This window comes from Chryseobacterium sp. C3, assembly GCF_014218905.1.
GTDB lineage: Bacteria > Bacteroidota > Bacteroidia > Flavobacteriales > Weeksellaceae > Chryseobacterium > Chryseobacterium mucoviscidosis.
The window spans coordinates 646,935-669,913 of sequence record NZ_JACLCU010000002.1; the positions used below are offsets into that span (position 1 = coordinate 646,935).

Sequence of the window (22,979 nt, forward strand, 5' to 3'; positions counted from 1 at the left end):
ACTTTCAAAATCTTTAAAAGCAATTGAATTTTCGTCTGCCGCTTATTTCAGGAATAAAATTTGTACCTTTATTTACCAATTACCATTATATTATGAAAGCCCATCTGTTATCAGATAAATCGGTAAAGCAGATAGAAATCGTTAAAGTTAAGGACAACATCAGTTTTCATTATACGGATGATGTCTCTGTAGAAGAACCTTTAGAAATAAGAGTTTCCTATTATTCAGCAGATAAAAAAGAATCTAAAAATATATCGGTTACCATGAGAACCCCCGGAAATGATGAAGAACTGGCGGTTGGTTTTTTATTTACAGAAGGAATTATAAACAGTAATAATCAGGTTAAAGCCATTTATTCTCCAAAGGAAGAATGTTCCAGAAACAGCGGAAATATTATTATTGTAGAATTAAATGAAGGTTTTGTTCCCGAACTTATGAAAGCCGACAGAAACTTCTATACAACTTCCAGTTGCGGAGTTTGTGGAAAAGGATCCATAGAATCTATAAAAACAGTGAGCATTTTTAAAGATCAAAAAAGACAAAACACAGAAGTCTCTCTGGATACGATCTATCAATTATCCGAAAAACTGCAGTCGTTTCAGAATAATTTCAGTGCAACAGGAGGCATACACGCTTCAGGTTTATTTGATTTACAAGGAAACCTTCTTGCTATACGTGAAGATGTGGGAAGACATAACGCTTTAGATAAACTTATAGGATATGCGCTGTCTGCCAATCTTCTTCCACTGGACAATAAAATTTTGGTTCTGAGCGGAAGAGCCAGCTTTGAACTCATTCAGAAAGCCGCAATGGCAGGAATTGCAACTGTTGCCGCAATAGGAGCACCTTCAAGTCTGGCAATAGAACTTGCCAAAGAATTTGATATTACTTTATTAGGCTTTTTGCGAAACAACCGGTTTAATATCTACCATTCCGGAAGCCATTTTAAAATTGAAAATCTATTATGAAAATAAGAATAAAAGACAACTCCGTAAGATTTCGTCTCACTCAGTCTGAAGTAGCAGAACTCGGAAAAAACGGAAAAATTTCAAGCACCACACAATTTATAGACCGTCCTTTTATCTACTCTATTGAAAAAACAGAAGACGCAGAACTCTCATCGGCTTTCATCGATAATACCATGGTTTTAAAAATGCCTGAAACCATGATCGCTGAATGGATTTCCACCGACAGGGTAGGATTTGACGGACAATCCGGTCTGGTGAAAATTTTAGTAGAAAAAGATTTTGTCTGCATCGATAATACCTTGGAAGATCAAAGCGACAATTATCCCAATCCGAATATAAAATGTTAATTCTTTCATTTTTTAAATGTAGAAGTCATGGAAAGTAAAAATGAATTCAATAAAAAAGAAGACAACAGCAGATTTCCTTCAGCAGAATCTCCTTATACACTGGGAAATCTAAAGGTAAAGCCCCCGAAAAATTGGGCAGCAGGAGTTCCCGCAGTGATTCATTCACTGGAACAGTTGGTTCTCAATGCTTCAGTTCTTCGTGGAGGAAGAGCACTTTTCAGCATGAATCAGTTTGACGGATTTGACTGTCCCAGTTGCGCATGGCCCGATCCGGATGACGAACGTTCCAAATTGGGGGAATACTGCGAAAACGGAGCAAAAGCTTTGGCTGAAGAAGCGACCTCAAAAAAAATAGGAGCAGAATTTTTTAAAGAGAATTCGGTATACGATTTAGCCAAAATGACGGATTTTGAAATCAGCCAGTTGGGAAGAATTGCAGAACCGATGTATCTTCCGGAAGGAGCAACCCATTATCAGCCGATAAGTTGGGATGATGCTTTTGTAAAAATTTCCGAAAAATTAAATGCTCTGGATTCTCCCGATGAAGCCATATTTTATACATCAGGAAGAACCAGCAATGAAGCAACCTGGGTTTATCAGCTTTTTGCGCGGGAATTCGGAACCAATAATTTTCCGGACTGTTCCAATATGTGCCACGAAACTTCAGGATATGCACTTTCCAGAAGTATCGGTATCGGAAAAGGAACCGTAAAACTGGAAGATTTTTATGATACTGATTTAATAATTATTATAGGACAGAACCCGGGAACCAATTCGCCGAGAATGCTTTCTGCCCTTACAAAAGGCAAGAAAAACGGAGCAAAAATCATAGGCATCAATCCGCTTCCGGAAGCAGGTCTGAAAGGATTTAAAGATCCTCAGAATGTCCGTTCTTTACTGAATAAGCCTTTTGAACTTGCAGATCTGCATCTTCCTGTAAAAATCAACGGAGATATGGCGCTCTTAAAATCCCTTCAGATTTTGGTTTTAGAAGAGGAAGCTAAAAATCCGGGAAAAGTATTGGATCATGATTTCATAGCCAACAAAACTGCAGGTTTTGAAGCATTAACTGAAGAATTAAAACGATATGATCTCAATTTTTTATCTGAACAGTGCGGAATTCCTGTTGAAAGTCTGAAAGAAGCAGCACAGATGATTGCTTCAAAAAAACGCGTGATTATTTGTTGGGGAATGGGAATTACGCAGCAGCACAACGGCGTGGAAATGATCTACAATATTGTGAACCTTTTACTGATGAAAGGAAGCATCGGAATTCAAGGCGGCGGAGCTTGTCCTGTACGCGGTCACAGCAATGTACAGGGAAACAGAACATTGCTTATCAACCATCATCCCACCAAAGAACAACTGGACAGACTGGAGGAATATTATGGTTTTAAAGTACCCCGAAAAGGAGGTTATGATGTGGTAAAAGCTTTAAAAGCAATGCACGAGGGAAAAGTGAAATTTATGTTCTGTATGGGAGGGAATTTTCTTTCCGCAGCACCCGATACCAGTTTTACAGCAGAAGCAATGCGCAATCTCGAAATGTCGGTGATGGTTTCTGTAAAACTGAACAGAAATCACCTGATTCATGGCAAAGAAGCGCTGATCTTACCGGTGATTTCCAGAAGTGAAAAAGATATTGTAAACGGAGAAATTCAGCATATAAGTACCGAAAATTCAATGGGCGTGATACAGGCTTCCAAAGGAATTCTGGACCCGATTTCAGAACATCTGATCAATGAGACCCACGTTGCCTGCAGAATGGCAAAAGCGGTTTTAGGAGAGCGTTCCGTAGTCAATTGGGATAAATTCATCAACAGTTATGATGCCATTCGTGATGATGTGGAGCAATGCATTCCAGGATTTGAAAATTACAACGAAAGAGTAGTGCAGAAAGCCGGTTTTTATCTTCCGAATTCAGCGAGAGACGGAGTTTTCAACAGTGAATTCCATCCGGGAAAAGCAGCCTTCAATATAACATCCGTACCCGATAATTCGCTTGCCGATGATGAATATCTGATGGGAACCACCAGAACACACGACCAGTTCAATACAGTAGTTTATGGTTTAAATGACCGCTACCGTGGAATTTTCAATGAAAGGAGAGTGGTGATGATGAACGAAAAAGACATTGAAAAAGCTGGTCTGAAAGAAGGAGATCATGTAGATCTTTTCAATTATGATGACGGCAAAGAGAGAATAGCACCGCTTTTTATTGTGGTAAAATATCCTATTCCTCAGAAAAGCACTATGACTTATTTCCCGGAAACCAATGTGTTGGTATCTATCAATAATGTAGTGAATGGCGCCAATATGCCCGCTTCCAAATATGTCCGAATCAAAATCCGAAAACACGATCCGGATATTTTTAAAAAGATCGACGAGCATATTATTGCCGCATCCGGAACAAGTTTGGAGTAAAAATAATTGGATATGAAACTAAATTCTCAAAATTTCTTTTGCTTTTTCCAAATCTTCGGGCGTATTTACATTCATTAAAAAATCCGGATTTTCAGCTTTCATTATTTTTACATCACTGTTAATCAAAGCCTTTCTTAATGAAGAGTTTCCTGTTGAAAGCAACTGAAGAAGCAAAGGATAGCTTTTGGGTTCCCAGATGGCAATTAACGGTTCCGGTAATCCGTCAGAAGGGCTTTCATAACCTGTTGCCATTTTTTCAGGATCTCTGAATTGTATGAGAAAATCTATCGAATTTTTCTCTAAAAGAGGTAAATCACAGGCAATAATCAGCCATGCTTTATCCCTCTGAAAATGGAATGCGGAAAGCAATCCTCCAAAAGGTCCCATATTTAAAAAAGTATCGGGAAGCGCTTTATAATCTCTGTTAAAATTTTCAAGCTGATCCTGTCTGCAGGAAATAAATACTTCATCACAGAATGGAGCTAAAAGATCTGCCACATGATACCGCTGTTCTTTGCCATGCCAGTTGATTTTGTCTTTAGGATTTCCCATCCTCAGACTTTTTCCTCCGGCAAGGACGAGTCGGTTTAATTTTGGAAAATCATTCTTGGAAAGCATACTGCAAATATACTGAATGTTTTTCGGCAAAAAGATTGCTTTAAACCCTACAAATATTTGGCGATACACAAACTTCTGGATTAAATTTAAAACTAACCTGAAAAAGTTCACTATTTTTATAAATGAATTAAAATGTTATGATGGATAATGATTTTATTTACCTTGATTATAACGCTACAACTCCGGTTGATAAAAGGGTAGTGGATGCGATGCTGCCTTACTTCAATGACTTTTATGCAAATTCAGGAAGTTCCCATATTTTCGGACTTACCGTAAGAGAAGCCATTGAAAATGCAGCAGAAGATGTTGCAGAACTTATCGGTGCCGATTCTAAAGAAATTATCTTCACATCCGGAGCGACGGAATCTGTAAATCTTGCTTTAAAAGGACTTAGAAAAGATCATGGTAAAAATCACATTATAACAGTTGCCACAGAGCATAAAGCCGTTTTAGATACCTGTGCGCAACTCGAAAAAGATGGATTTCAGGTCGATTATCTCAATGTAGATTACTTGGGAAATATTAATCTTGCTGAATTGGAATCATTGATTACCGAAAAAACGTTGATGGTCTGTATCATGTTGGTGAATAACGAGACAGGAGTCATCCATCCCATAAAGGAAATCGCAGAAATCGCGCATCGAAAAGGCTGCTGTGTTTTCTGTGATGCGACACAGGCTGTTGGAAAAATACCTGTGAACGTAAAGGAATTGAATACCGATCTGATGGCTTTTTCCGCCCATAAATTTTACGGGCCTAAAGGAATAGGTGCGCTTTATATTGCTTCCGCGATTAAAAATAAAGTACAGCCACAAATTCAGGGGGGAGGACAACAGCATAACCTAAGAAGCGGTACTTTAAATGTTCCGGGAATTATCGGATTAGGAAAAGCAGCTGAGATCGCACTTATGGAGATGGAACAGGATGCTCAAAAAATTAAAATGCTAAGAGATCATCTTGAAAATAAGCTGCTGAAAATTCCTCAGACAAGCATCAATGGAGATCATTCCGCAAGGATTTTCAATACCACCAATATCTGTTTTGAAGGTATTTATTCCGAAGATCTTATTCTTTCCTTAGGAAACATCTGCGTTTCAAGCGGTTCTGCCTGCAATGCCGTTACCACAAAACCTTCTCACGTGCTTCAGGCGATGGGAATGAGTGATCGGGATGCACTGGCTTCAATACGATTCAGCATAGGAAGATATACCACTCTTTCGGAGATTGAAACCGCTGTGGAAAAAATAGAGAAAACAGTTCTTCTCCTGAGAAATAGATAATTAGCGTGAGTTTGAAAGAACAACGCAAATGTCAATAGGAATGGGCTTTAGCCCATTTTAATGAGTAAGAAAGAAAATTGGCTTTAGCCAAAACTCATACTTGATTTCGGGTGGTTAATTTTAATTTGGAATCTTTACATCGAGCCGAAGCCTAACATAATTGATAAAATACAACATTTTGACTATCAATTAATTTTTAATCTTTTTATATTGAACTTAAGTTAGAATTAAATTTCATTTGTAACTATTACATAGGGTTGTTTAAAGTGAAAGAATTGTTCCTTTAGGAGCAGAATCTGTGTAGAAATAAGAATACATCCATCAATCAATCCGTAGGATTGATATCTATAATACGGTGAATGTCTTAAAGATAGCGTTCCTACGGAACGCCAAACATCTTCCGAATATGTTGTCTACACAGATAAAACTCCATGGAGTTTTTTAACAATTTACTTTTAGCTACATAGAAATGAAACTCAACATCATGAATGTCCGTCTCCCTTTTTTACGGAAAATACATGTAAAACCTGCGGAAACAATGCCTGCACATATTCTTTTACCGCACCGGAAGATCCCGGAAACGTTAAAATCAGCATATCATCAGAAAATCCGGCGATTCCTCTGGAAAGCATGGATGTTTTCACACGATCCTGTCCGTAGTTTCTTGCCGTTTCCATAATTCCCGGAATTTCTTTGGTAATGAATGGTAAAACCGCTTCCGGCGTTACATCACGATCCGAAAGACCCGTTCCGCCTGTAAAAACAAGAAGATGACAGCCTCTATTTTTAAAGAATTCTATCTTTTCCTGAATGGCAGAAACATCATCAGGAACCACTGAATAATCAAGATTACTGATTCCCTGATTGTTAAGAGATTCTACCAAAAGTTTTCCGGAAGTATCATCTTTAAGTCCCTGAGAAACAGAGTCACTGCAGACAACTACTGCGGCAGTAAGATTTTCCGTTTCAATATTTTTCTGACTGCTTTTTCCGCCCTGCTTTTCCAAAAGCCGGATATTGGCAATCTCTACATTTTTATCAATCGGTTTCAGCATATCGTAAATAACCAAAGCTGCTACAGAAGCTCCATGCATGGCTTCAACTTCAACGCCGGTCTTATAAATGGTATGAACTTCAACGGTGATGTTAATATCCAAACCACTCATTTCATAATTAATCGCGGCAAATTCTACAGGTAAAGGATGACAGTCCGGAATAACATCGCTGGTCTTTTTAATCGCCAGTAAGGCGGAAGCTCTTGCAAATTCAAGAACATTGCCTTTCGGAACCGTTCCGTTTTTCACGGCTTCTACCGTTGAAATTGCTGAGGTTTTTATCGTTGCCGCTGCAATCGCTTTTCGCAGCGTAAAGGTTTTAAAAGTAATATCTACCATGGTTTATTGGTTTGTTTTCCATTGATGCGTTTCATCCTCAAAAATTTCTCTGCCCCAGATCGGGAGTTCGTTTTTTATACGTTCCACCACTTCGTTACAGGCTAAAGTTGCTTCTTTGCGGTGTTTTGATGAGGTAAACACAAAAAGGCATATTTCTCCTGTATTCACAATACCTAAACTGTGATAAATATGCATGCAGGTAAGATTGTATTTTGCAAAAATTTCTTCCCGTATCGCTGCCATTTGAGATAAGGCTAAATCTTCGTAAGCTGTATATTCTATCGCTTTTACCGTTTTACCGTCAATTTCATCTGCGCGAATCTGTCCCAGAAAAATCTGATGCGCTCCAATTTCCGTTTTTGCGGAATGTTTGGTAATGCTTTCCGCGATGAATAAAGGTGAAACAGGACTGTTTTGAAATATATTTTTAATCTTACTCATGAGTTTCTTTATTTAAATGATTGATTCCGCCTTCCAGGTGACTGATGATGTATTCCCGTCCTAAAATTTCCTGTAAAATTTTCGCTCCGGACAGACTTCTCTTACCGGATTGACAGACCACAATGATATATCGGATTTGTATCTGCTTCACATTTTCTTTTAGTTGAGATAATGGAATTGAAATATACGGAACATCCAGTTTTGGTTGTTCTTCCGGTTCGCGAACATCAATAACAACCGTATCGGGAAGTTTTACGGCTTCTTTAAATTCTGAAGGAGAAATATTTTTAATTCCGGCAAATTCAATTCCGCAGTGAAGCTGATAGTTCATGTTCTCAAATTCTTCAATACTGTAAGGAATATTTTTATCCGTCAAATTTAACGAAGGAATTTCAAAAACAGCAGTCTGATAATTCAGGATATCGATTGTCATTAATTTATTGATCAGCGGTTCCCCGATTCCTGTCATTAATTTAATGGCTTCAGTCGCCTGTAAAGTTCCGATAACTCCGGGTAAAACGCCCAAAACTCCCGCCTCGTTACAGTCAGGAACTTCTCCTGGATTTGGAGGTTCAGGGAAAAGATTTCGATAATGCGTTGTAAAACCTTCTTTATTTCTGACGTTAAAAACAGCAATCTGACCTTCATACTGATAAATTGCCCCAAAAATCAGAGGTTTTTCTAAAATCCGGCAAACATCATCAAGCAAGTAGCGTGTTGCGAAATTGTCGGTACAGTCTACTACTACATCATATTCGGAAACAATTGTAACTGCATTTTGGGGAATTATTCGCTTAGAAACAATACTGAACTGTACTTCAGGATTCATTGCATTCAGCCTTCCTAAAGCAGCTTCGGTTTTAAGTTTTCCAATGTCATCCGAATTGTAGAGAATCTGCCGGTGCAGATTGCTCAGCGAAACACGGTCATCATCTACAATTCCGATATTCCCGATTCCGGCTGCGGTGAGATATTGGAGAACAGGACAACCCAAACCTCCTGCTCCAATCACCAAAACTTTCGCTGAAGCAAGTTTATCCTGAGCTTCGATGCCGAAACCCTGTAATTTAATCTGTCTGTCGTAGCGTTCTGAATTCAACATAATTTATCCTCCTGAATAAGGCGGCATTAAAGCTGCCACATCGTTATTTTGTAAAGCTGTATTCTCTGAAATAATCTTCTGATTCACTGCAATTCTCAGTTTTAGATCCTTCAACTGGGGAAATTTTTCATTCAGCTTATTGATCAGATCATCGGTATTTTCCGCTTCCGCTTCAAAATCCGGACCTAAAATCTCTTTCAGTCTGCCGAAGCTTATTATTTTTACAGTACTCATTCATTTACTTTTTTTAGCTGAATGGTTTTCAGCATTTTTACATATCGTCTTCCGGTCGCAAAATCAGTAGGAGAGAGGGTAGAAATGCCATCCTTTGGTCTGTTTTCGATTTCCGGAATTATTAAAATATTATCACCAACAGTCGTGTTAAAAATTTCGTTCCACGAAAAAACTACTTTATAGCCGTCTTCTGCAATGCAGGTAATGTAGTATTCGCTTAAAACTTTTGGTGATTTTTCTTTAAATGAAATTTTAGAAAGAACATCTTTCAGCAAAACACCTTTTATATTTTTAAGGGTAGATTTATATTCTTTTAAATGATTGGTAATCTGTATGCTGTCTATTGTATGTTGTGGATATTTCAAAAGTTCGGCGGATGTTACAATTGTTTTCTGGTTATCGGGAGCGATAATCTCAATGCTTTTTGCAGATTGGGCAAAAGCAACGGAAGCGCAGCAAACTGTAAGAAGTAAAATTAAATTTCTCATTTAATGATCTTTAAATAGTGCTTGATATTAATTTGTAGGAAGCCATCAAAAGTACAACAGCAAGTACATATTTCAGACCGTTTTGGTTCAGTTTTTTTGAAGCGAGATAAGCACCAAGCAATCCTCCTGCAAACGCACAGATGATGTACATCCACATATCGCTGGTAAAGGCTATCTCTTTGGTGAACATTCCTCCCAAACCAGCTATGGAATTAACAAAAATAAAAGCAGCGCTGATTGCGGCGGTCTGTTTCTGGTTGGTCCATTTCAGTAAAATAAGAACCGGAGATAACAAAATTCCTCCCCCAATGCCGATCATTCCCGATAATAAACCAATCACTCCTCCGAAAAGTAAGGATAAATAGATTTGGGGATCTTTCAGTTCACTGTCATCCGGACTTTTAAAAAAGAAAAAACGAAAAACAGGAAACAGCAGTAAAATACCTAAAATTCTTTTGTACAAAGTGTCTTCAATATGAATCATTCCACCCACGAAAGCCAGAGGAATTGAAGCTAAAGCAATCGGAATAAAGATCCTGAATTTAAAATGTCCTCCCCGATAATATTGTATAAAAGAAGTAAGTGAGACGAACAGATTAAGCACCAAAGCGGTAGGTTTCATTTCTTTGGGAGCTATCCCGTACAAAGCCATTAACGCCAGATAACCGCTTGCGCCGCCGTGTCCGACTGCTGCATATAAAGCTGCGATGATGAATAAAATCAGATAAAAAAATTCTACATTCATTATTTGATCTTTATTTTAACACTATAATTTCAACCTCTTCACCTTTTTTACAGCCTTCCGAATCTTCAGGTAAAATCATCAGACAATTGGCTTCTGCAAAAGACTGGAGACGATACGATTCCTGCGCATGAAGCGGCGTTACTTTTCCGTTTTCATAGGTTGCTTTCAGGAAATGGGTAAGACCGGTTTTTTTTCCATACGAAGAAGTTGAAGTTGCATTCGTTTTCTCCGTAATCGCCGGACGTTTCATCATTTCTGAAAGTAATGGCGCAATATATAAATAAAAACAGGTTAATGCCGATGACGGATTTCCGGGTAACCCGAAAACAAGTTTTTCTCCCTTCGTTCCGAAATAGAAAGGCTTTCCGGGTTTCTGCCGGATTTTATGAAATTTCTGTTCAACGCCGCATTGTTTTGTGGCATCAATTACAAAATCGTAATCGCCGACACTTACGCCGCCCACCAAAATCACAATATCTGTTTTGGAAATAGCGAGATCCAGCGTTTTTTCAACCTCAGAAGGATCATCTTTTACCCAAAAACTTTTAACGGCAGTAATTCCACACTGTTTTAAAACACTTTCCAACTGATAGGAATTGGATTCGTAAACCTGACCAAAAGCTAAATTTTCTCCGGGTTGTAACAATTCGTTACCCGTAAGAATTAACGAAACCGATGGAGGAGCAAAAACGTTGATTTCCGTACATCCGATTCCGGCAAGATATCCTATGGCAGCAGCCGAAAGATAACTTCCTGAACGCATTGCCACAGTGTCTTTTTTCGCATCGCTTCCTGCATTTCGTACATGTAACCCTTTTTCGAGGTCGTTATCATTTACGGTAAGATATCCGTTTTCTGTCAAAGCTTTTTCCTGCATAACGATGGTATCTGCGCCGATGGGAAGGGGAGCTCCCGTAAAAATACGGCAGGCATTCCCTTTTTCGAGATGAAACTGCTCTGTAGATCCCGCCTGCATTTCGCCTGAAATTTTCAGCTTTAGATCTTTATCTTCAAAACGGATTGCGTAGCCGTCCATTGAGGACTGGGAAAAATTCGGGATGTTATATTTTGAATAAATATCTTCTGCGGTTGTATGTCCGAAGGCTTCTTTCAAAGGAAGAGTCCGGGTTTTTCTTTCCGGAATATTTTGTTCGATTATTTTTTTTGCTTCTTCTACGCTTATCATGGTTGGTTTTTTTAAATGATTATAATCTGATGGAGTATCAATATCAACAGCACCTTTTTCAAACTCAAAAGATTCCACATCGTTTATATTCTGCTGAATGATCTTTTTGGCGCCCTGTTCACCGGTAAGTTCCATTAACGGTTTAAAATATTTTTTAGAAAATAAAGCAGGAACGCCCAATGTATCGGCATATTTTGTAACAACAATTTCCTTTTCTGAAGTTTCCTGCAAATGAAGCATTTTTGAAAATAAATCACTCGTAAGATAAGGCTGATCGCATACCGAAATGAAACATCTTTCCATTTCCGGAAACAGAACGGACAGTGTTTTCATTCCTGATTGTATGGAGGAAGCCATTCCTGATTCCCAGTTTTCATTGATAACGATGTGTATATTTTTATTTTTAATGACAGAAGAAATTTCATGATGACGGGCTCCGAGAACCAAAACGATTTGATTCGGATCAAATACTTCTAAAGCAGTATCAGTTATTTTTTCTAAAAATGTTTTTCCCTGATACACCAAAAGCTGTTTCGGAGATCCCATTCTGGAAGAATTTCCGGCTGCCAGTAATATAATTCCTGTATTTTTCATCACCCGCCAATATTGATCATACTTCTGTTCTGAATGATTGATGTGTTTATTTTTTCAAATTGTTCATTCAGTTGTCCGCCCTGCGTTTTTGCTTTAGACCAGATCGCAGATTCTATAATCGGTAAAATATCTTCACCATTTCGTAAAGGCGTAAGAAGATCGGTTTCTTTTTTTGAAAACAGGCAGTTCTTTAATTTTCCGTCTGCGGTAAGCCTGATTCTGTTGCAGCCACTGCAAAACGGTTCGCTCATTGTGCTTATTATCGAAAAGCTTCCTTTATGCCCATCAATGCTGTATGGCTTTGCCGTGTCATGAAAACCGACAGGAAGCGGATTAAAATCATATTTTTCCCTGATGATATTCAGAATGTCTTTTTGTGTCATGACCTGATTGCTGCTCCATCTGTTTCCGCTGAAAGGCATAAACTCAATAAACCGCACTTCTACAGGATGATCTTTTGTAAAAGCGATAAAATCTGAAATTTCATCATCATTAATATCTTTCATGGCAACAACATTAATCTTGGTTTTGATGTTATGCTGTAGTAAAAGATCAATATTTCTGAGGACGCGGTCAAAATAATCGCGGCGGGTAATTTTCAGGAATTTTTCCTTCTGTAAAGTATCAAGGCTGATGTTGATGCTCTGAAAATCCGACTGAATAATTTCGGAAAGCATATCATCAATTCGGATTCCGTTGGTAGTACACGTCAATTGTACAGGAAGTTTTCCCAGATTTCTGATGATCTTTGAAGCATCTTTTCTCACGAACGGCTCACCTCCGGTAAGTCTGATCTTAGTAACGCCGTGCTCAACGAATATTTTTGCGATGGTATCAATTTCATCCGCCTGCATCAGTTTAGCATGCGGTGTGAAATCATAATTTTCTTCCGGCATACAGTAAAAGCAGCGCAGATTGCAATTGTCCGTTAAAGATATCCGAAGATAATTATGGGTTCTTCCGAATTGATCTGTTATCATAATTTCCTTATATACTGAGAATATCAGTATGCATTTTTTCTGGTTTATCCCTTAATGAGGAACCTTTTTTTCCGCTTAAGACCGCTTTGATCTCTGCAATTACGGAAATGGCAATTTCTTCCGAAGTCTCTGCACCAATATCTATTCCAACCGGACCAAAAAGTTTATTTAATTCTTTTTCGCCGACCGTAATTCCTGAATTTTTAAGATCATCCATCATTCTGTTGAATCTGGTTTTAGGACCCAGTAATCCTATATATTGTATCGGTTGATGGATAATGAGCTTCAGCAAAGCGAGATCATAATTATAATTGTGCGTCATCATCACGAAAACCGTTGCTTCATCAACTTCTATTGTTTTCATGATTTCTTCGGGTGTTGCGAGCAATACCTCATCTGCAAGAGGAAATCTCTTTTTCAGGGCGTGTGTTGCTCTTCCGTCTGCAATTACTGTTTTCCATCCTAAAATAGAAGCTGTTTCTACCAAAGGTTTAACATCGTTTCCGGCTCCTGCAATAATCAGCGTGGTCTGTGGCGGAACATATTGCAACAGGATTTCATTTGACGAAATCTGAGTGAGTATATTTTGTTTTTTTTCTAAAACTTCTGAAGAAAAACGATTCACTTCACTTTCTGAAATACAACCTGAGTCCGATATTATTGTATTTTCCTTTTTTATCAATCCTACAGTTCCGGTCTGTTTATTTCTTTTTTCCAATGAAAATATGGTGATAATAACAGATTCATCTCTTTTTTCAGTTGTTTTCTCTAAAAGGGAGATTGGATTTTGAGGAGAATTTTCATCAATATATTCAAAAAGAATATGCACAATTCCGTTACATCCTAGCTGAACGCCAAATTCCAGATCATCCGGATTACTGGTATCATACGTAATGAGCTTATTGTTTTTTTGATGAATGGCAAGCAGCGCTTTTCTCAAAGCATCACCCTCTAAACATCCTCCGCTGATGGCGCCTGTAAGCTGTCCGTCTTCTGTAACCAGCATTCTCGCTCCTGCTTGTCTGTATGAAGAACCTTCTACCTTTACCACTGTTGCCAAAGCAGCCTTTAACCCATTTAAATGCGCCTTTTTATATGCTTTTACAATATCATTGATCTCTTTCATCCGAAAACATTTTTATGGATTACTCATTGTTTTTTCAACTTATGTATGATTTTTGTTGAGATGAAATCATTAAAAAGTTATTATATATTCAAATTTACATAAATATTATCTGTTTTTTTTCGGGCTACACTCAAAAACTGTAATATTGGTATATAAAACTGTAATGTATATCATCAATTTCTTATTTTAATTGATGATATTTGTTAAAACCTATCCGTATACAATTATATTGATTAAAAAATAACTTATGGAATTAAAAGGACAATACAGCAGGAGGAGCTTCCTCAAAGTTTCAGGATTACTGGCTGGTTTTATGGCTATTCCGTCTTCGGTAAAAGCATTTTATCAGGATGTGAAACAGTATCTTGTTCCCAAGAAAAACGTATCCAGACTTACGCTTTCCATCAATAAAAAAAGTCATACCCTTTATGTGGATACCCGAACCACACTTTTAGACCTTTTCAGGGAACAGCTTAATCTTACAGGATCTAAAAAAGGCTGCGATCACGGACAATGTGGCGCCTGTACCATCCATATCAATGGGGAAAGAGCACTGAGTTGCCTTACTTTGGCGGCAATGGCTCAGGGAAAAGAGATCACAACCATCGAAGGTCTCGCAAACGGAGATGAACTTCATCCGATGCAGAAGGCATTTATAGAATGTGACGGTTTCCAGTGCGGATATTGCACGCCGGGACAGATTATGTCTGCTGTTGCCTGCGTTAATGAAGGTCATACAGGTTCTGTAGAAGAGATTAAAGAATATATGAGCGGTAATCTTTGCCGTTGCGGAGCGTATAACGGTATTGTTCAGTCCATCCAAAAAGTTGCAGCCCAATGAGACCATTTAATTTTGAAAAAGTAAAATCTGCTGCTGAAGCTTCCACCATGAAATCAGCAGTCAGTCAGTATATTGCAGGCGGAACGAATCTGGTAGATCTGATGAAGAAAAACATTGCCCAGCCGGAGAAGCTGATTGATGTTACCACGGCATTATCCGATGCAGTAAATCATCAGAATAACAGTTTGCAGATTGGCGCAATGGCGAGTAACAGTAAAGTAGCAAACAACAAAGAAGTGACGGAAAAATTTCCTCTCATTTCAAAAGCTATTTTAGCTGGGGCTTCACCACAGATTAGAAATATGGCAAGTTCAGCGGGAAATCTGTTGCAGCGAACCAGATGTCCTTATTTTTACGATGTTACAACGCCATGCAATAAAAGAAAACCCAACAGCGGTTGCAGTGCAATTGATGGTGCCAACCGAATGAGTGCCGTTGCTGGATATAATAATCAGTGTGTTGCGGTTCATCCTTCAGATTTTTGTGTGGCTCTGGCTGCATTGGATGCCACCGTTACCGCTCAGACAAAAGATCAGAAAGAAATTAAAATACCATTTAAAGACTTTCATAAACTGCCGGAAAATACGCCGTGGCTTGATAACAATCTTCCGCAGGATGCGATAATAACCAATATAGAAATTCCTGATAATGCTTTCGGGAAGCATTCTGCTTATGTAAAAGTAAGAGACAGGACTTCATACGCTTTTGCCTTGATTTCAGTAGCAGCAGCGCTTGATCTTGACGAGAAAACGATAAAAAATGCCCGCTTAGCTTCAGGAGGTGTGGCGCATAAACCTTGGAGATGGTTGGAGGCAGAAAAATTTCTGAACGGAAAAAAAGCTACGGTAGAAATCTTTGAGGAAGCTGCTAAACTGGCGACCAAAGATCTGAAGCCATTGTCTGAGAACGGGTATAAGATACCGATGCTTCAGGGAGCTATCGTTACAGCATTACAAAATTGTGTAAATCAATAAGATCGGGATATATTAAAAAGTAACAATTATGGGATTACTCGAATTACTGAACATCAAATCCAAAAGACCTGAAGGACGTGTTGAAGGAGTGGAAAAAGTTACCGGAAGCGGTAAATACGCAGCCGAATACGAGGTTAAAAATATGTGCTACGCCGTATTGGTGAACAGTACGGTTCCTTCCGGAAAAATACAGTCGATTTTGGTTGATAAAGCCAAAGAAGTGGAAGGCGTTATTGATATCATTACCCATCTGCACAAACCTTCGGTTCCGGGTATGGATACTGAAGAAAAAATTAAACAGTCGAGATTCGGTTTACCGATTTTTCATACGGATAAAATATTTTTCAAAGGACAGCCTGTTGCGATGGTGCTTGCAGAAACACTGGAAGACGCAACTTTTGCCGCGTCATTGGTAGAAACAGAATATCAGAAAGACAGTTTTGAAGTCGATTTTAATTCTGCGAAAGAAAAAGTTGTTTTAAAAGCTGAAGGAAAAGAAAGAGGAAACTATGATAGCTGGCAAAATTTACCATTCAAAATAGATCAGCAATACAATATTAAGGCAGATGTGCATAATCCCATGGAAATGCACGCCACGATTGCTCATTGGACAGGCAATGATACGTTGAAGCTTTACGATAAAAACCAAGGGGTAAATAATGTTCAGAGAACATTTGCAAGGTTATTTTCCATCCCTGAAAAAAATATACAGGTATTCAGTGAATTTGTAGGAGGCGGTTTCGGCTCCGGACTTAGAATCTGGCCACACGTTTTAGCTTCGGTAATGGGAGCAAAACAGGTTGGACGTCCTGTAAAACTGATGCTTACCAGACCACAGATGTTTGCGGCAACAGGTTACAGGCCGGCTTCATGGCAGAGAATAAAATTGGCATCAGATCCGTCAGGAAATCTTTCAGGAATATTGCATCAGGCAAAGAACGAAACTTCAGTCTATGAAAATTTTAACGACGGTATTACCCGTGTGACAAGATTAATTTACAAGTTTCCCAATTTAAAAACGGAAGCAGCTAATGTTCCGTTAAATTTAAGTACACCAACTTGGATGCGCGGTCCGGGAGACTGTACCGGAGTATTCGCTCTGGAATCCGCCATTGATGAACTTTCCTACCAGCTGAAAATGGATCCTGTAGCGTTGAGGTTAAAGAATATTTCACTGCAAAATCATCCTGATTCAAATTTGCCGTGGTCTACCCATTTTCTGGATGAATGTATAGACAAAGGTGCTAAAATGATCGGATGGAATGCCAGAAAAGCAACTCCGTCTACCGTTATTGAAGGCGACTGGTACATCGGCTACGGAATGGCTGTCGGAATGTGGAATGCAGGAAGAGCAGAAGCCAAAGCAGCAATTATCATGAGTAAAGACGGAAGTCTCGTTGTACAGACCGCGATGACAGACATCGGGACGGGAACCGGAACCGGAATGCAGAACATTGCCCACGAAATTACCGGAATTTCAAAAAATAAAATCAATATAGAATTGGGAAATTCTGCGCTTCCTCCTGCGCCAAGTCAGGGTGGAAGTACAGGGCTTTCATCGGTAAGTGGTGCGGTGTACGATGCGAGCAATCAGTTGAAGCAAAAACTGGCGGAATATGCATCCTCAGTTAATGGAAGCTTTAAAGGAGCTGTTCTGGAAAATATTCTTCTTTCAGATAAAAGTATCAGTTTAAAAAATAATTCAACTGTTTCTGTTTCTTATGAAGAACTGTTTGAAAAGAATAATCTGACTGAAATTCGTCTTGAAGTAGCTTCAAAACCGGGAAGCGAGCGTGAGAAATTTGCCTTCTGTTCATCAGCGGCACATTTTTGCAAAGTCCGAGTTAATAAGCGAACCGGAAAAGTGAAAATTGAAAAACTGGCTGTCGTAGCAGACGGAGGAAAGATCATCAACAGTCAGGCAGCAGCCAATCAGATGTCGGGAGCCGCAGTTGGCGGGATCGGAATGACGCTGATGGAAGAAAACCAGATCGATGCAAAATTAGGAACGTTAATCGGTAATGATCTTGCGGGATATCATTTTGCCGTTAATGCGGATGCTCCGATTATTGAAGTCGACTTTATTCATAAACCCGATCCGAATATTAACCCTTCCGGCGCGAAAGGTCTCGGAGAAGTTGGAATTATTGGTACAGCCCCTGCGATAGCCAATGCAATTTATAATGCCATTGGTATACGAATGAGAGATTTGCCGATTACTCCCGATAAAATTTTAATGGCATTGTCACACAAATAGACTGCTGTTTTCTATTTTAGAATCATATCAATATTCTGTATCTGAACGGTGCAGAATATTTTTTTATCCTTTCATGATCTGTTTCCCTTATTTAGATTGAATATATTTAAATCAATTTCAGGCTTTAATATACCACGGAACGGATATTTTCGATAATAACGGTTCTTTTTTTGTATCACTACCCATAACCAAACTACCGATTTATGGCGAACACTGGAAAACAATCTGTTACATTAAAAATAAATGGAAAGGAACATCATCTGGATGTACTTCCATGGGTATCACTTCTTGATGCTCTTCGAGAAAATCTGCATTTTACCGGAACAAAAAAAGGCTGTGATCATGGGCAGTGCGGCGCATGTACGGTTCTGATTGATGGCAAAAGAGTATTAAGCTGCCTCAGTCTCTGTGTTATGAAAAATGATGCTGAAATTACAACCATAGAAGGGATTGCCGACGGTGAAAACCTGCATCCCGTTCAGAAAGCTTTTATCGATCACGATGCTTTTCAATGCGGATACTGTACTCCTGGACAAATTTGTAGTGCCATAGGACTGCTGAATGAAAATAAGGCAAATACGCGGGAGGAAATTCAGGAAATGATGAGCGGAAATCTTTGCCGATGCGGAGCCAACAGAGGAATTATTAACGCTGTAATGGCAGTAAAACAAGGTACTTATGAATAACTTTTCCTATACAAAAGCCAATAGCGTTGATCAAGCGGTTTCATTGACTTATGCAAATGAAGACAATAAAATCATTGCCGGAGGTACTAATATCATCGATCTGATGAAATATTTTGTTACTGAAGCAGATACTTTGGTAGATATTAATCCCATTGACGGAATAGCTGAGATTACTGAATCTGATAACGGAGGAATTCGTATTGGTGCTTTAATGACGAATGCAGATACAGCGTATCATCCAATTATTGAAGAAAAATATCCGCTTCTTTCTAAAGCTATTTTGGCGGGAGCTTCGGCACAGATCAGAAATATGGCGACCAATGGCGGAAATTTATTACAGCGAACCCGATGTTATTATTTTTACGACATTAATACTCCCTGCAATAAAAGAGTTCCGGGTTCCGGATGTTCTGCGATGAAAGGATACAACCGAATTCACGCAATTTTAGGACACAGCGAAAACTGTATTGCTGTTTTTCCTTCGGATATGTGTGTTGCTCTGGCAGCTTTAGAGGCAGTTGTTCATATATCGGGAACGGATGGAGATCGAACATTGAAATTTTCAGATTTTCACAGACTTCCGGAAGATACTCCGGAGATTGATAATAACCTGAAAAAAGGAGAAATTATCACAGGAATTGAAGTGCCCGAAAAAGGATTTTCAAAAAATTATTCTTACCTGAAATTAAGAGACCGGAGTTCTTATTCGTTTGCATTAGTTTCTGTTGCTACTGGTTTGAAACTGGAAAACGGAATAATTAAAGAAGGAAGAATTGCTTTAGGTGGTGTTTCGCACAAACCGTGGCGCGTAAAAGAAGCTGAAGATTTTTTAACAGATAAAGAAGCAAATCCGGAAAATTTTGCGGCTGCGGCTGAAATTATCTTGGAAGGAGCAGTAGGTTTTGAGCATAACAGTTTTAAAATTAATCTTGCCAAAAAAGCAATCGTCAGAAACTGTATGATGGCTCTTGATCCGGCGTCTCAGAGACCGGGTGCAAAACCTTCTTTATAAATTATTATGAATGCTAAAGAAAATTTTATGAAAAATACACCGTCTGTTGGACAATCAATAAATCGTCTTGAAGGTCATCTGAAAGTAACAGGTCAAGCAAAATATGCAGCAGAATATGATGCTCCTGACTTATTGTATGGGTACATTGTGAACAGTTCGATTACAAAAGGTAAAATCAAGAACATCGATACATCAGAAATAAAAAAATTAGAAGGAGTTATTGAGGTGTTCACCCATGAAAATAAACCTTCAACTGCCTGGTTTGATTTTCAGTATGCCGATATGGATGCACCTCCCGGAACTGTTTTTAAACCTCTTAAAGATAATATAATCCGATATAACGGACAACCGATTGCTTTGGTGGTTGCAGAAACATTTGAAATGGCACGTTATGCGGCAGCAAAAATAAAAGTGGTTTATGAAGAAGACGAAAATTTTGAAACGGATCTGAAGAAAAATCTTGAAAAAGCCAGAGATCCTAAAAAAGGACTGGCTTCGCTGCTGAAACCGCCTCCGCCAAAGCCTACCGGAGATTTCAAAAAAGAATATGAAAATTCGTTTGTAAAAACCGACAGCCATTTCAGCCACGGAACCGAGCATCACAATCCTATGGAAATGTATGCATCCACCGTGATCTACGAAGGAAAAGATAAACTCACTATTTACGATAAAACACAAGGAACGATTAATTCCCAAATGTATGTTGCGAATGTTTTCGGACTTAAAATGAAAAATGTACAGGTCATCTCACCGTTTGTAGGCGGTGGTTTTGGTTCGGGGCTGCGTCCGCAGCATCAGCTTTTTATGGCGGTAATGGCTTCGCTGGCTTTAAAACGTAATGTTCGCGTTACCTTGGATCGCGCGCAGATGTACATGATCGGACACAGACCTCCGACGTTGCAGCATACAAAATTCGGTGCGGATAAAGAAGGTAAAGTCAATGCAATTTATCACAAAGCAATCGGGGAAACTTCGCGGTTTGAAGATTATGTGGAAATTGTGGTGAACTGGGCCAATATGCTGTACCCCGCAGAAAATACATTGCTGGAACATGAAATTGTTCCATTAGACGTTTACAGTCCGCTTGATATGAGAGCACCCGGCGGAAGTACCGGAATGCACGCTGTGGAAGTAACAATGGATGAAATCGCTTATCAATTAAATATAGACCCGCTGGAATTAAGGCTTATCAATTATTCAGAAATTGATAAAAGCAGTGATAAGGAATATTCGAGCAAAGAACTTAGAAAATGTTATCTGGAAGGAGCGGAAAAATTTGGCTGGAATAAGAAAAATCCTGAACCCCGAAGCATGAAGCGCGGAAGTAAGCTGGTCGGCTATGGAATGGCTACCGGAATTTGGGATGCCAATCGGATTTTAGGACGTGCGGAAGCGATTATGACACCAGATGGAAAAGTTGAAATAAAAAGTGCCGTTACCGACATAGGAACCGGAACGAAGACGATCATGACGCAGATTGCGGCAGATGAACTTGGACTTTCCATGGAAGATATTACGTTTTCGTATGCCGACAGTAAGATGCCGTTTGCTCCGATTCAGGGAGGGTCGTTTACTACGGCAACAGTGGGACCTGCGGTACAGAATGCCTGTCAGGCTTTAAACAAAAAACTTTTCGAAAGAGCTAAAGATTTGAAAGATTCCGTTTTAAAAAATGTAAATTTTAAAGATGTTATATTCAAAAATGGTTTTATCACCGTAAAAGATCAGCCTGAAATACAGTTGGATGTCAAAGAAATTTTCAAAAAAAATGGCGGAGAAGCAATTCGAACCACAAATTCTGCAATGCCTAATCCTTTAAAATACGGAAAAAAAGCCAGAGCCGTTCACAGTGCGGTTTTCGTTGAGGTAGAAGTGGATGAAGAGTTGGGAATTATTGAAGTAAAAAGAGCGGTTACAGCCGTTGCAGCTGGGAAAATTATCAATCCTAAAACAGCAGAAAGCCAGGTTTTGGGAGGCATGATCTGGGGAATCAGCAAAGCTTTGCACGAAGAAACCATACTCGATCATGAGTTGGGAAAATATATGAATGCCAATCTGGGTGAATATCATATTCCTGTCCATGCAGATATTCACGATCTGGAAGTGGTATTTGTGGAAGAAAATGATTCATTTGTGAATGATTTGGGCGTAAAAGGAGTAGGTGAAATCGGTGGAGTAGGAATGCCTCCTGCCATCACAAACGCAATTTTCCATGCAACTGGAAAGAGAATTTATGATCTCCCTATTCATTTTGACAGGTTGATATAATTCTTTCAAATACAACAGAGCTCAGCAATTTATAAATTTCATATCATCACGTCGCTTCATAAAGCGACGTGATTTTTATTTACAGTAATTATTTTTTAGGTAGATTTTAAAAATTTAATTGATAAAAAAACCAGTATTTCTACTGAAATGAATAGGATTATTTTCCTATAATTTTGGTTACTAAACGCGACAAATGACGGAGAGGATGAATGAAAAACTCTGACTATTTATTAATGATTTAAAAATCAGAAATTTATGATAGAGAAAATGATGCCGAGTGCTTTCTTTTATTAAATTTACATAACCCGATTCTCAATCAGGTGTAAAAATAAAACAATAATCATGGAGACCAGAAACCATTACAAAACGGGGCGTATTCTGAAAAGCCACACGAGTAGGAATTTTAAAAAAAATTATATCATGAGTCAATTTCAATTGGGAATATCCCTGACTTTTTTAAAAAGAGATTTAGCCTTAGTTGTTCAAAGTACGTATCAGGAGACTGCGAATGGAAAGATTACCGCTAAAGAATATCTGCTTGTCCCTACAAAAGTTTCATCGGATGATTATGTAACTTACAAGGATTTAAAAAGTGATTTTGAAAAAATATTTGGAGGTGATTCTGTAGAAGCTACAAAACAGGTTACAGATCAGCTAAAACAGAATAGCTCGGATAATGAATTCGACATCAATAAGATTCATTTTTATCTGAAAACTGCTTATTTATATAAAAAGGCATATTATATTAATACAGAAGCAGATTTAAGCAAACCACCTGTAATCGAGGAATGCGATGAAAGTGGAACCAAGCTGAAGGATGACAAAAAAGCAAAATGGGAATATGCACTGTCCATAAGTATAGACAGTAAGGCGTTCTTCTCAGAATTTAATACAATGTCCATCAATTCAGTTAATTTTTCTATCTGGAATACAGACCGCAACGTGGTGAAGAAAATGATGACTTTGGGATCTACGGATGATATCTTTAAACAGTTAGAAGACTCTGTAAAATAA

The 22,979-nt window shown here is 38.6% G+C and carries 21 protein-coding genes; 11 read left to right on the forward strand and 10 right to left on the reverse strand.

Annotated elements, in window-relative coordinates; all coding sequences use genetic code 11:
* Positions 1 to 23: 23 nt before the first annotated feature.
* Genes fdhD through H6W53_RS06750 form a run of 3 tightly spaced genes read left to right on the forward strand, consistent with a single transcriptional unit; the run spans position 24 to position 3,739 of the window.
* Complete coding sequence (fdhD, locus tag H6W53_RS06740) at positions 24 to 968, forward strand: formate dehydrogenase accessory sulfurtransferase FdhD (protein WP_228457762.1); 945 nt, start codon at positions 24 to 26, stop codon at positions 966 to 968.
* On the forward strand, positions 965 to 1,315 hold the full coding sequence (locus H6W53_RS06745; protein ID WP_185205401.1) for a DUF7009 family protein: 351 nt from the start codon (positions 965 to 967) through the stop codon (positions 1,313 to 1,315). Before fdhD ends, H6W53_RS06745 begins: the two co-directional genes overlap by 4 nt.
* Before the next feature lie 27 nt (positions 1,316 to 1,342).
* On the forward strand, positions 1,343 to 3,739 hold the full coding sequence (locus H6W53_RS06750; RefSeq protein WP_185205409.1) for an FdhF/YdeP family oxidoreductase: 2,397 nt from the start codon (positions 1,343 to 1,345) through the stop codon (positions 3,737 to 3,739).
* Between the two features lie 18 nt (positions 3,740 to 3,757).
* Here H6W53_RS06750 and H6W53_RS06755 read toward each other — a convergent pair whose 3' ends face one another.
* On the reverse strand, positions 3,758 to 4,387 hold the full coding sequence (locus tag H6W53_RS06755; RefSeq protein WP_228457763.1) for an NTP transferase domain-containing protein: 630 nt from the start codon (positions 4,385 to 4,387) through the stop codon (positions 3,758 to 3,760).
* A gap of 107 nt (positions 4,388 to 4,494) precedes the next feature.
* On the opposite strand from H6W53_RS06755, the gene H6W53_RS06760 reads away from it, so the two are divergent.
* A complete protein-coding gene (locus tag H6W53_RS06760) occupies positions 4,495 to 5,637 on the forward strand; it encodes a cysteine desulfurase family protein (RefSeq protein WP_185205411.1) in 1,143 nt (380 codons plus the stop codon).
* A 482-nt stretch (positions 5,638 to 6,119) separates the two neighbouring features.
* On the opposite strand, the gene moaCB is transcribed toward H6W53_RS06760, so the two are convergent.
* The 9 genes from moaCB to H6W53_RS06805 are packed head-to-tail and all read right to left on the reverse strand — an operon-like array spanning position 6,120 to position 13,927.
* Complete coding sequence (gene moaCB / locus H6W53_RS06765) at positions 6,120 to 7,031, reverse strand: bifunctional molybdenum cofactor biosynthesis protein MoaC/MoaB (protein WP_185205413.1); 912 nt, start codon at positions 7,029 to 7,031, stop codon at positions 6,120 to 6,122.
* Positions 7,032 to 7,034: 3 nt separating this feature from the next.
* A complete protein-coding gene (locus tag H6W53_RS06770; protein WP_185205415.1) occupies positions 7,035 to 7,472 on the reverse strand; it encodes a molybdenum cofactor biosynthesis protein MoaE in 438 nt (145 codons plus the stop codon).
* Positions 7,465 to 8,574, reverse strand: coding sequence for a HesA/MoeB/ThiF family protein (gene moeB / locus H6W53_RS06775; RefSeq protein WP_185205417.1), 1,110 nt, complete (start codon positions 8,572 to 8,574; stop codon positions 7,465 to 7,467). The genes H6W53_RS06770 and moeB overlap by 8 nt, the downstream gene beginning before the upstream one ends.
* A 3-nt stretch (positions 8,575 to 8,577) precedes the next feature.
* Positions 8,578 to 8,808, reverse strand: coding sequence for a MoaD/ThiS family protein (locus H6W53_RS06780; protein ID WP_029293851.1), 231 nt, complete (start codon positions 8,806 to 8,808; stop codon positions 8,578 to 8,580).
* Entirely contained in the window at positions 8,805 to 9,296 is a 492-nt protein-coding gene (locus tag H6W53_RS06785) for a molybdopterin-binding protein (RefSeq protein WP_228457764.1), read from the reverse strand. The genes H6W53_RS06780 and H6W53_RS06785 overlap by 4 nt, the downstream gene beginning before the upstream one ends.
* Before the next feature lie 10 nt (positions 9,297 to 9,306).
* Positions 9,307 to 10,041, reverse strand: coding sequence for a sulfite exporter TauE/SafE family protein (locus H6W53_RS06790; protein ID WP_185205419.1), 735 nt, complete (start codon positions 10,039 to 10,041; stop codon positions 9,307 to 9,309).
* Positions 10,042 to 10,051: 10 nt separating this feature from the next.
* A complete protein-coding gene (gene glp / locus H6W53_RS06795; RefSeq protein ID WP_185205421.1) occupies positions 10,052 to 11,821 on the reverse strand; it encodes a gephyrin-like molybdotransferase Glp in 1,770 nt (589 codons plus the stop codon).
* Positions 11,821 to 12,801, reverse strand: coding sequence for a GTP 3',8-cyclase MoaA (moaA, locus tag H6W53_RS06800; protein ID WP_185205423.1), 981 nt, complete (start codon positions 12,799 to 12,801; stop codon positions 11,821 to 11,823). Before moaA ends, glp begins: the two co-directional genes overlap by 1 nt.
* 7 nt (positions 12,802 to 12,808) lie before the next feature.
* Positions 12,809 to 13,927 carry an XdhC family protein gene (locus H6W53_RS06805; protein ID WP_185205425.1) on the reverse strand — a complete coding sequence of 373 codons (1,119 nt, stop codon included), beginning with the start codon at positions 13,925 to 13,927 and terminating at the stop codon, positions 12,809 to 12,811.
* A 247-nt stretch (positions 13,928 to 14,174) separates the two neighbouring features.
* Between H6W53_RS06805 and H6W53_RS06810 the strand changes: the two genes are divergently transcribed.
* The 7 genes from H6W53_RS06810 (at position 14,175) to H6W53_RS06840 (ending at position 22,979) form a co-directional block, all read left to right on the forward strand.
* Positions 14,175 to 14,768, forward strand: a complete 594-nt coding sequence (locus H6W53_RS06810; RefSeq protein WP_050379753.1) for a (2Fe-2S)-binding protein — start codon at positions 14,175 to 14,177, stop codon at positions 14,766 to 14,768.
* Positions 14,765 to 15,742 (forward strand): FAD binding domain-containing protein, encoded by a 978-nt coding sequence (locus tag H6W53_RS06815; protein WP_185205428.1) that lies wholly within the window; start codon positions 14,765 to 14,767, stop codon positions 15,740 to 15,742. The genes H6W53_RS06810 and H6W53_RS06815 overlap by 4 nt, the downstream gene beginning before the upstream one ends.
* 28 nt (positions 15,743 to 15,770) lie before the next feature.
* On the forward strand, positions 15,771 to 17,999 hold the full coding sequence (locus tag H6W53_RS06820) for a xanthine dehydrogenase family protein molybdopterin-binding subunit (protein ID WP_185205430.1): 2,229 nt from the start codon (positions 15,771 to 15,773) through the stop codon (positions 17,997 to 17,999).
* Positions 18,000 to 18,202: 203 nt separating this feature from the next.
* Entirely contained in the window at positions 18,203 to 18,685 is a 483-nt protein-coding gene (locus H6W53_RS06825; protein ID WP_185205432.1) for a (2Fe-2S)-binding protein, read from the forward strand.
* Positions 18,678 to 19,697 carry an FAD binding domain-containing protein gene (locus H6W53_RS06830; protein WP_185205434.1) on the forward strand — a complete coding sequence of 340 codons (1,020 nt, stop codon included), beginning with the start codon at positions 18,678 to 18,680 and terminating at the stop codon, positions 19,695 to 19,697. Before H6W53_RS06825 ends, H6W53_RS06830 begins: the two co-directional genes overlap by 8 nt.
* A gap of 27 nt (positions 19,698 to 19,724) precedes the next feature.
* On the forward strand, positions 19,725 to 21,965 hold the full coding sequence (locus tag H6W53_RS06835) for a xanthine dehydrogenase family protein molybdopterin-binding subunit (RefSeq protein ID WP_185205436.1): 2,241 nt from the start codon (positions 19,725 to 19,727) through the stop codon (positions 21,963 to 21,965).
* Between the two features lie 420 nt (positions 21,966 to 22,385).
* A complete protein-coding gene (locus H6W53_RS06840) occupies positions 22,386 to 22,979 on the forward strand; it encodes a hypothetical protein (RefSeq protein WP_185205438.1) in 594 nt (197 codons plus the stop codon).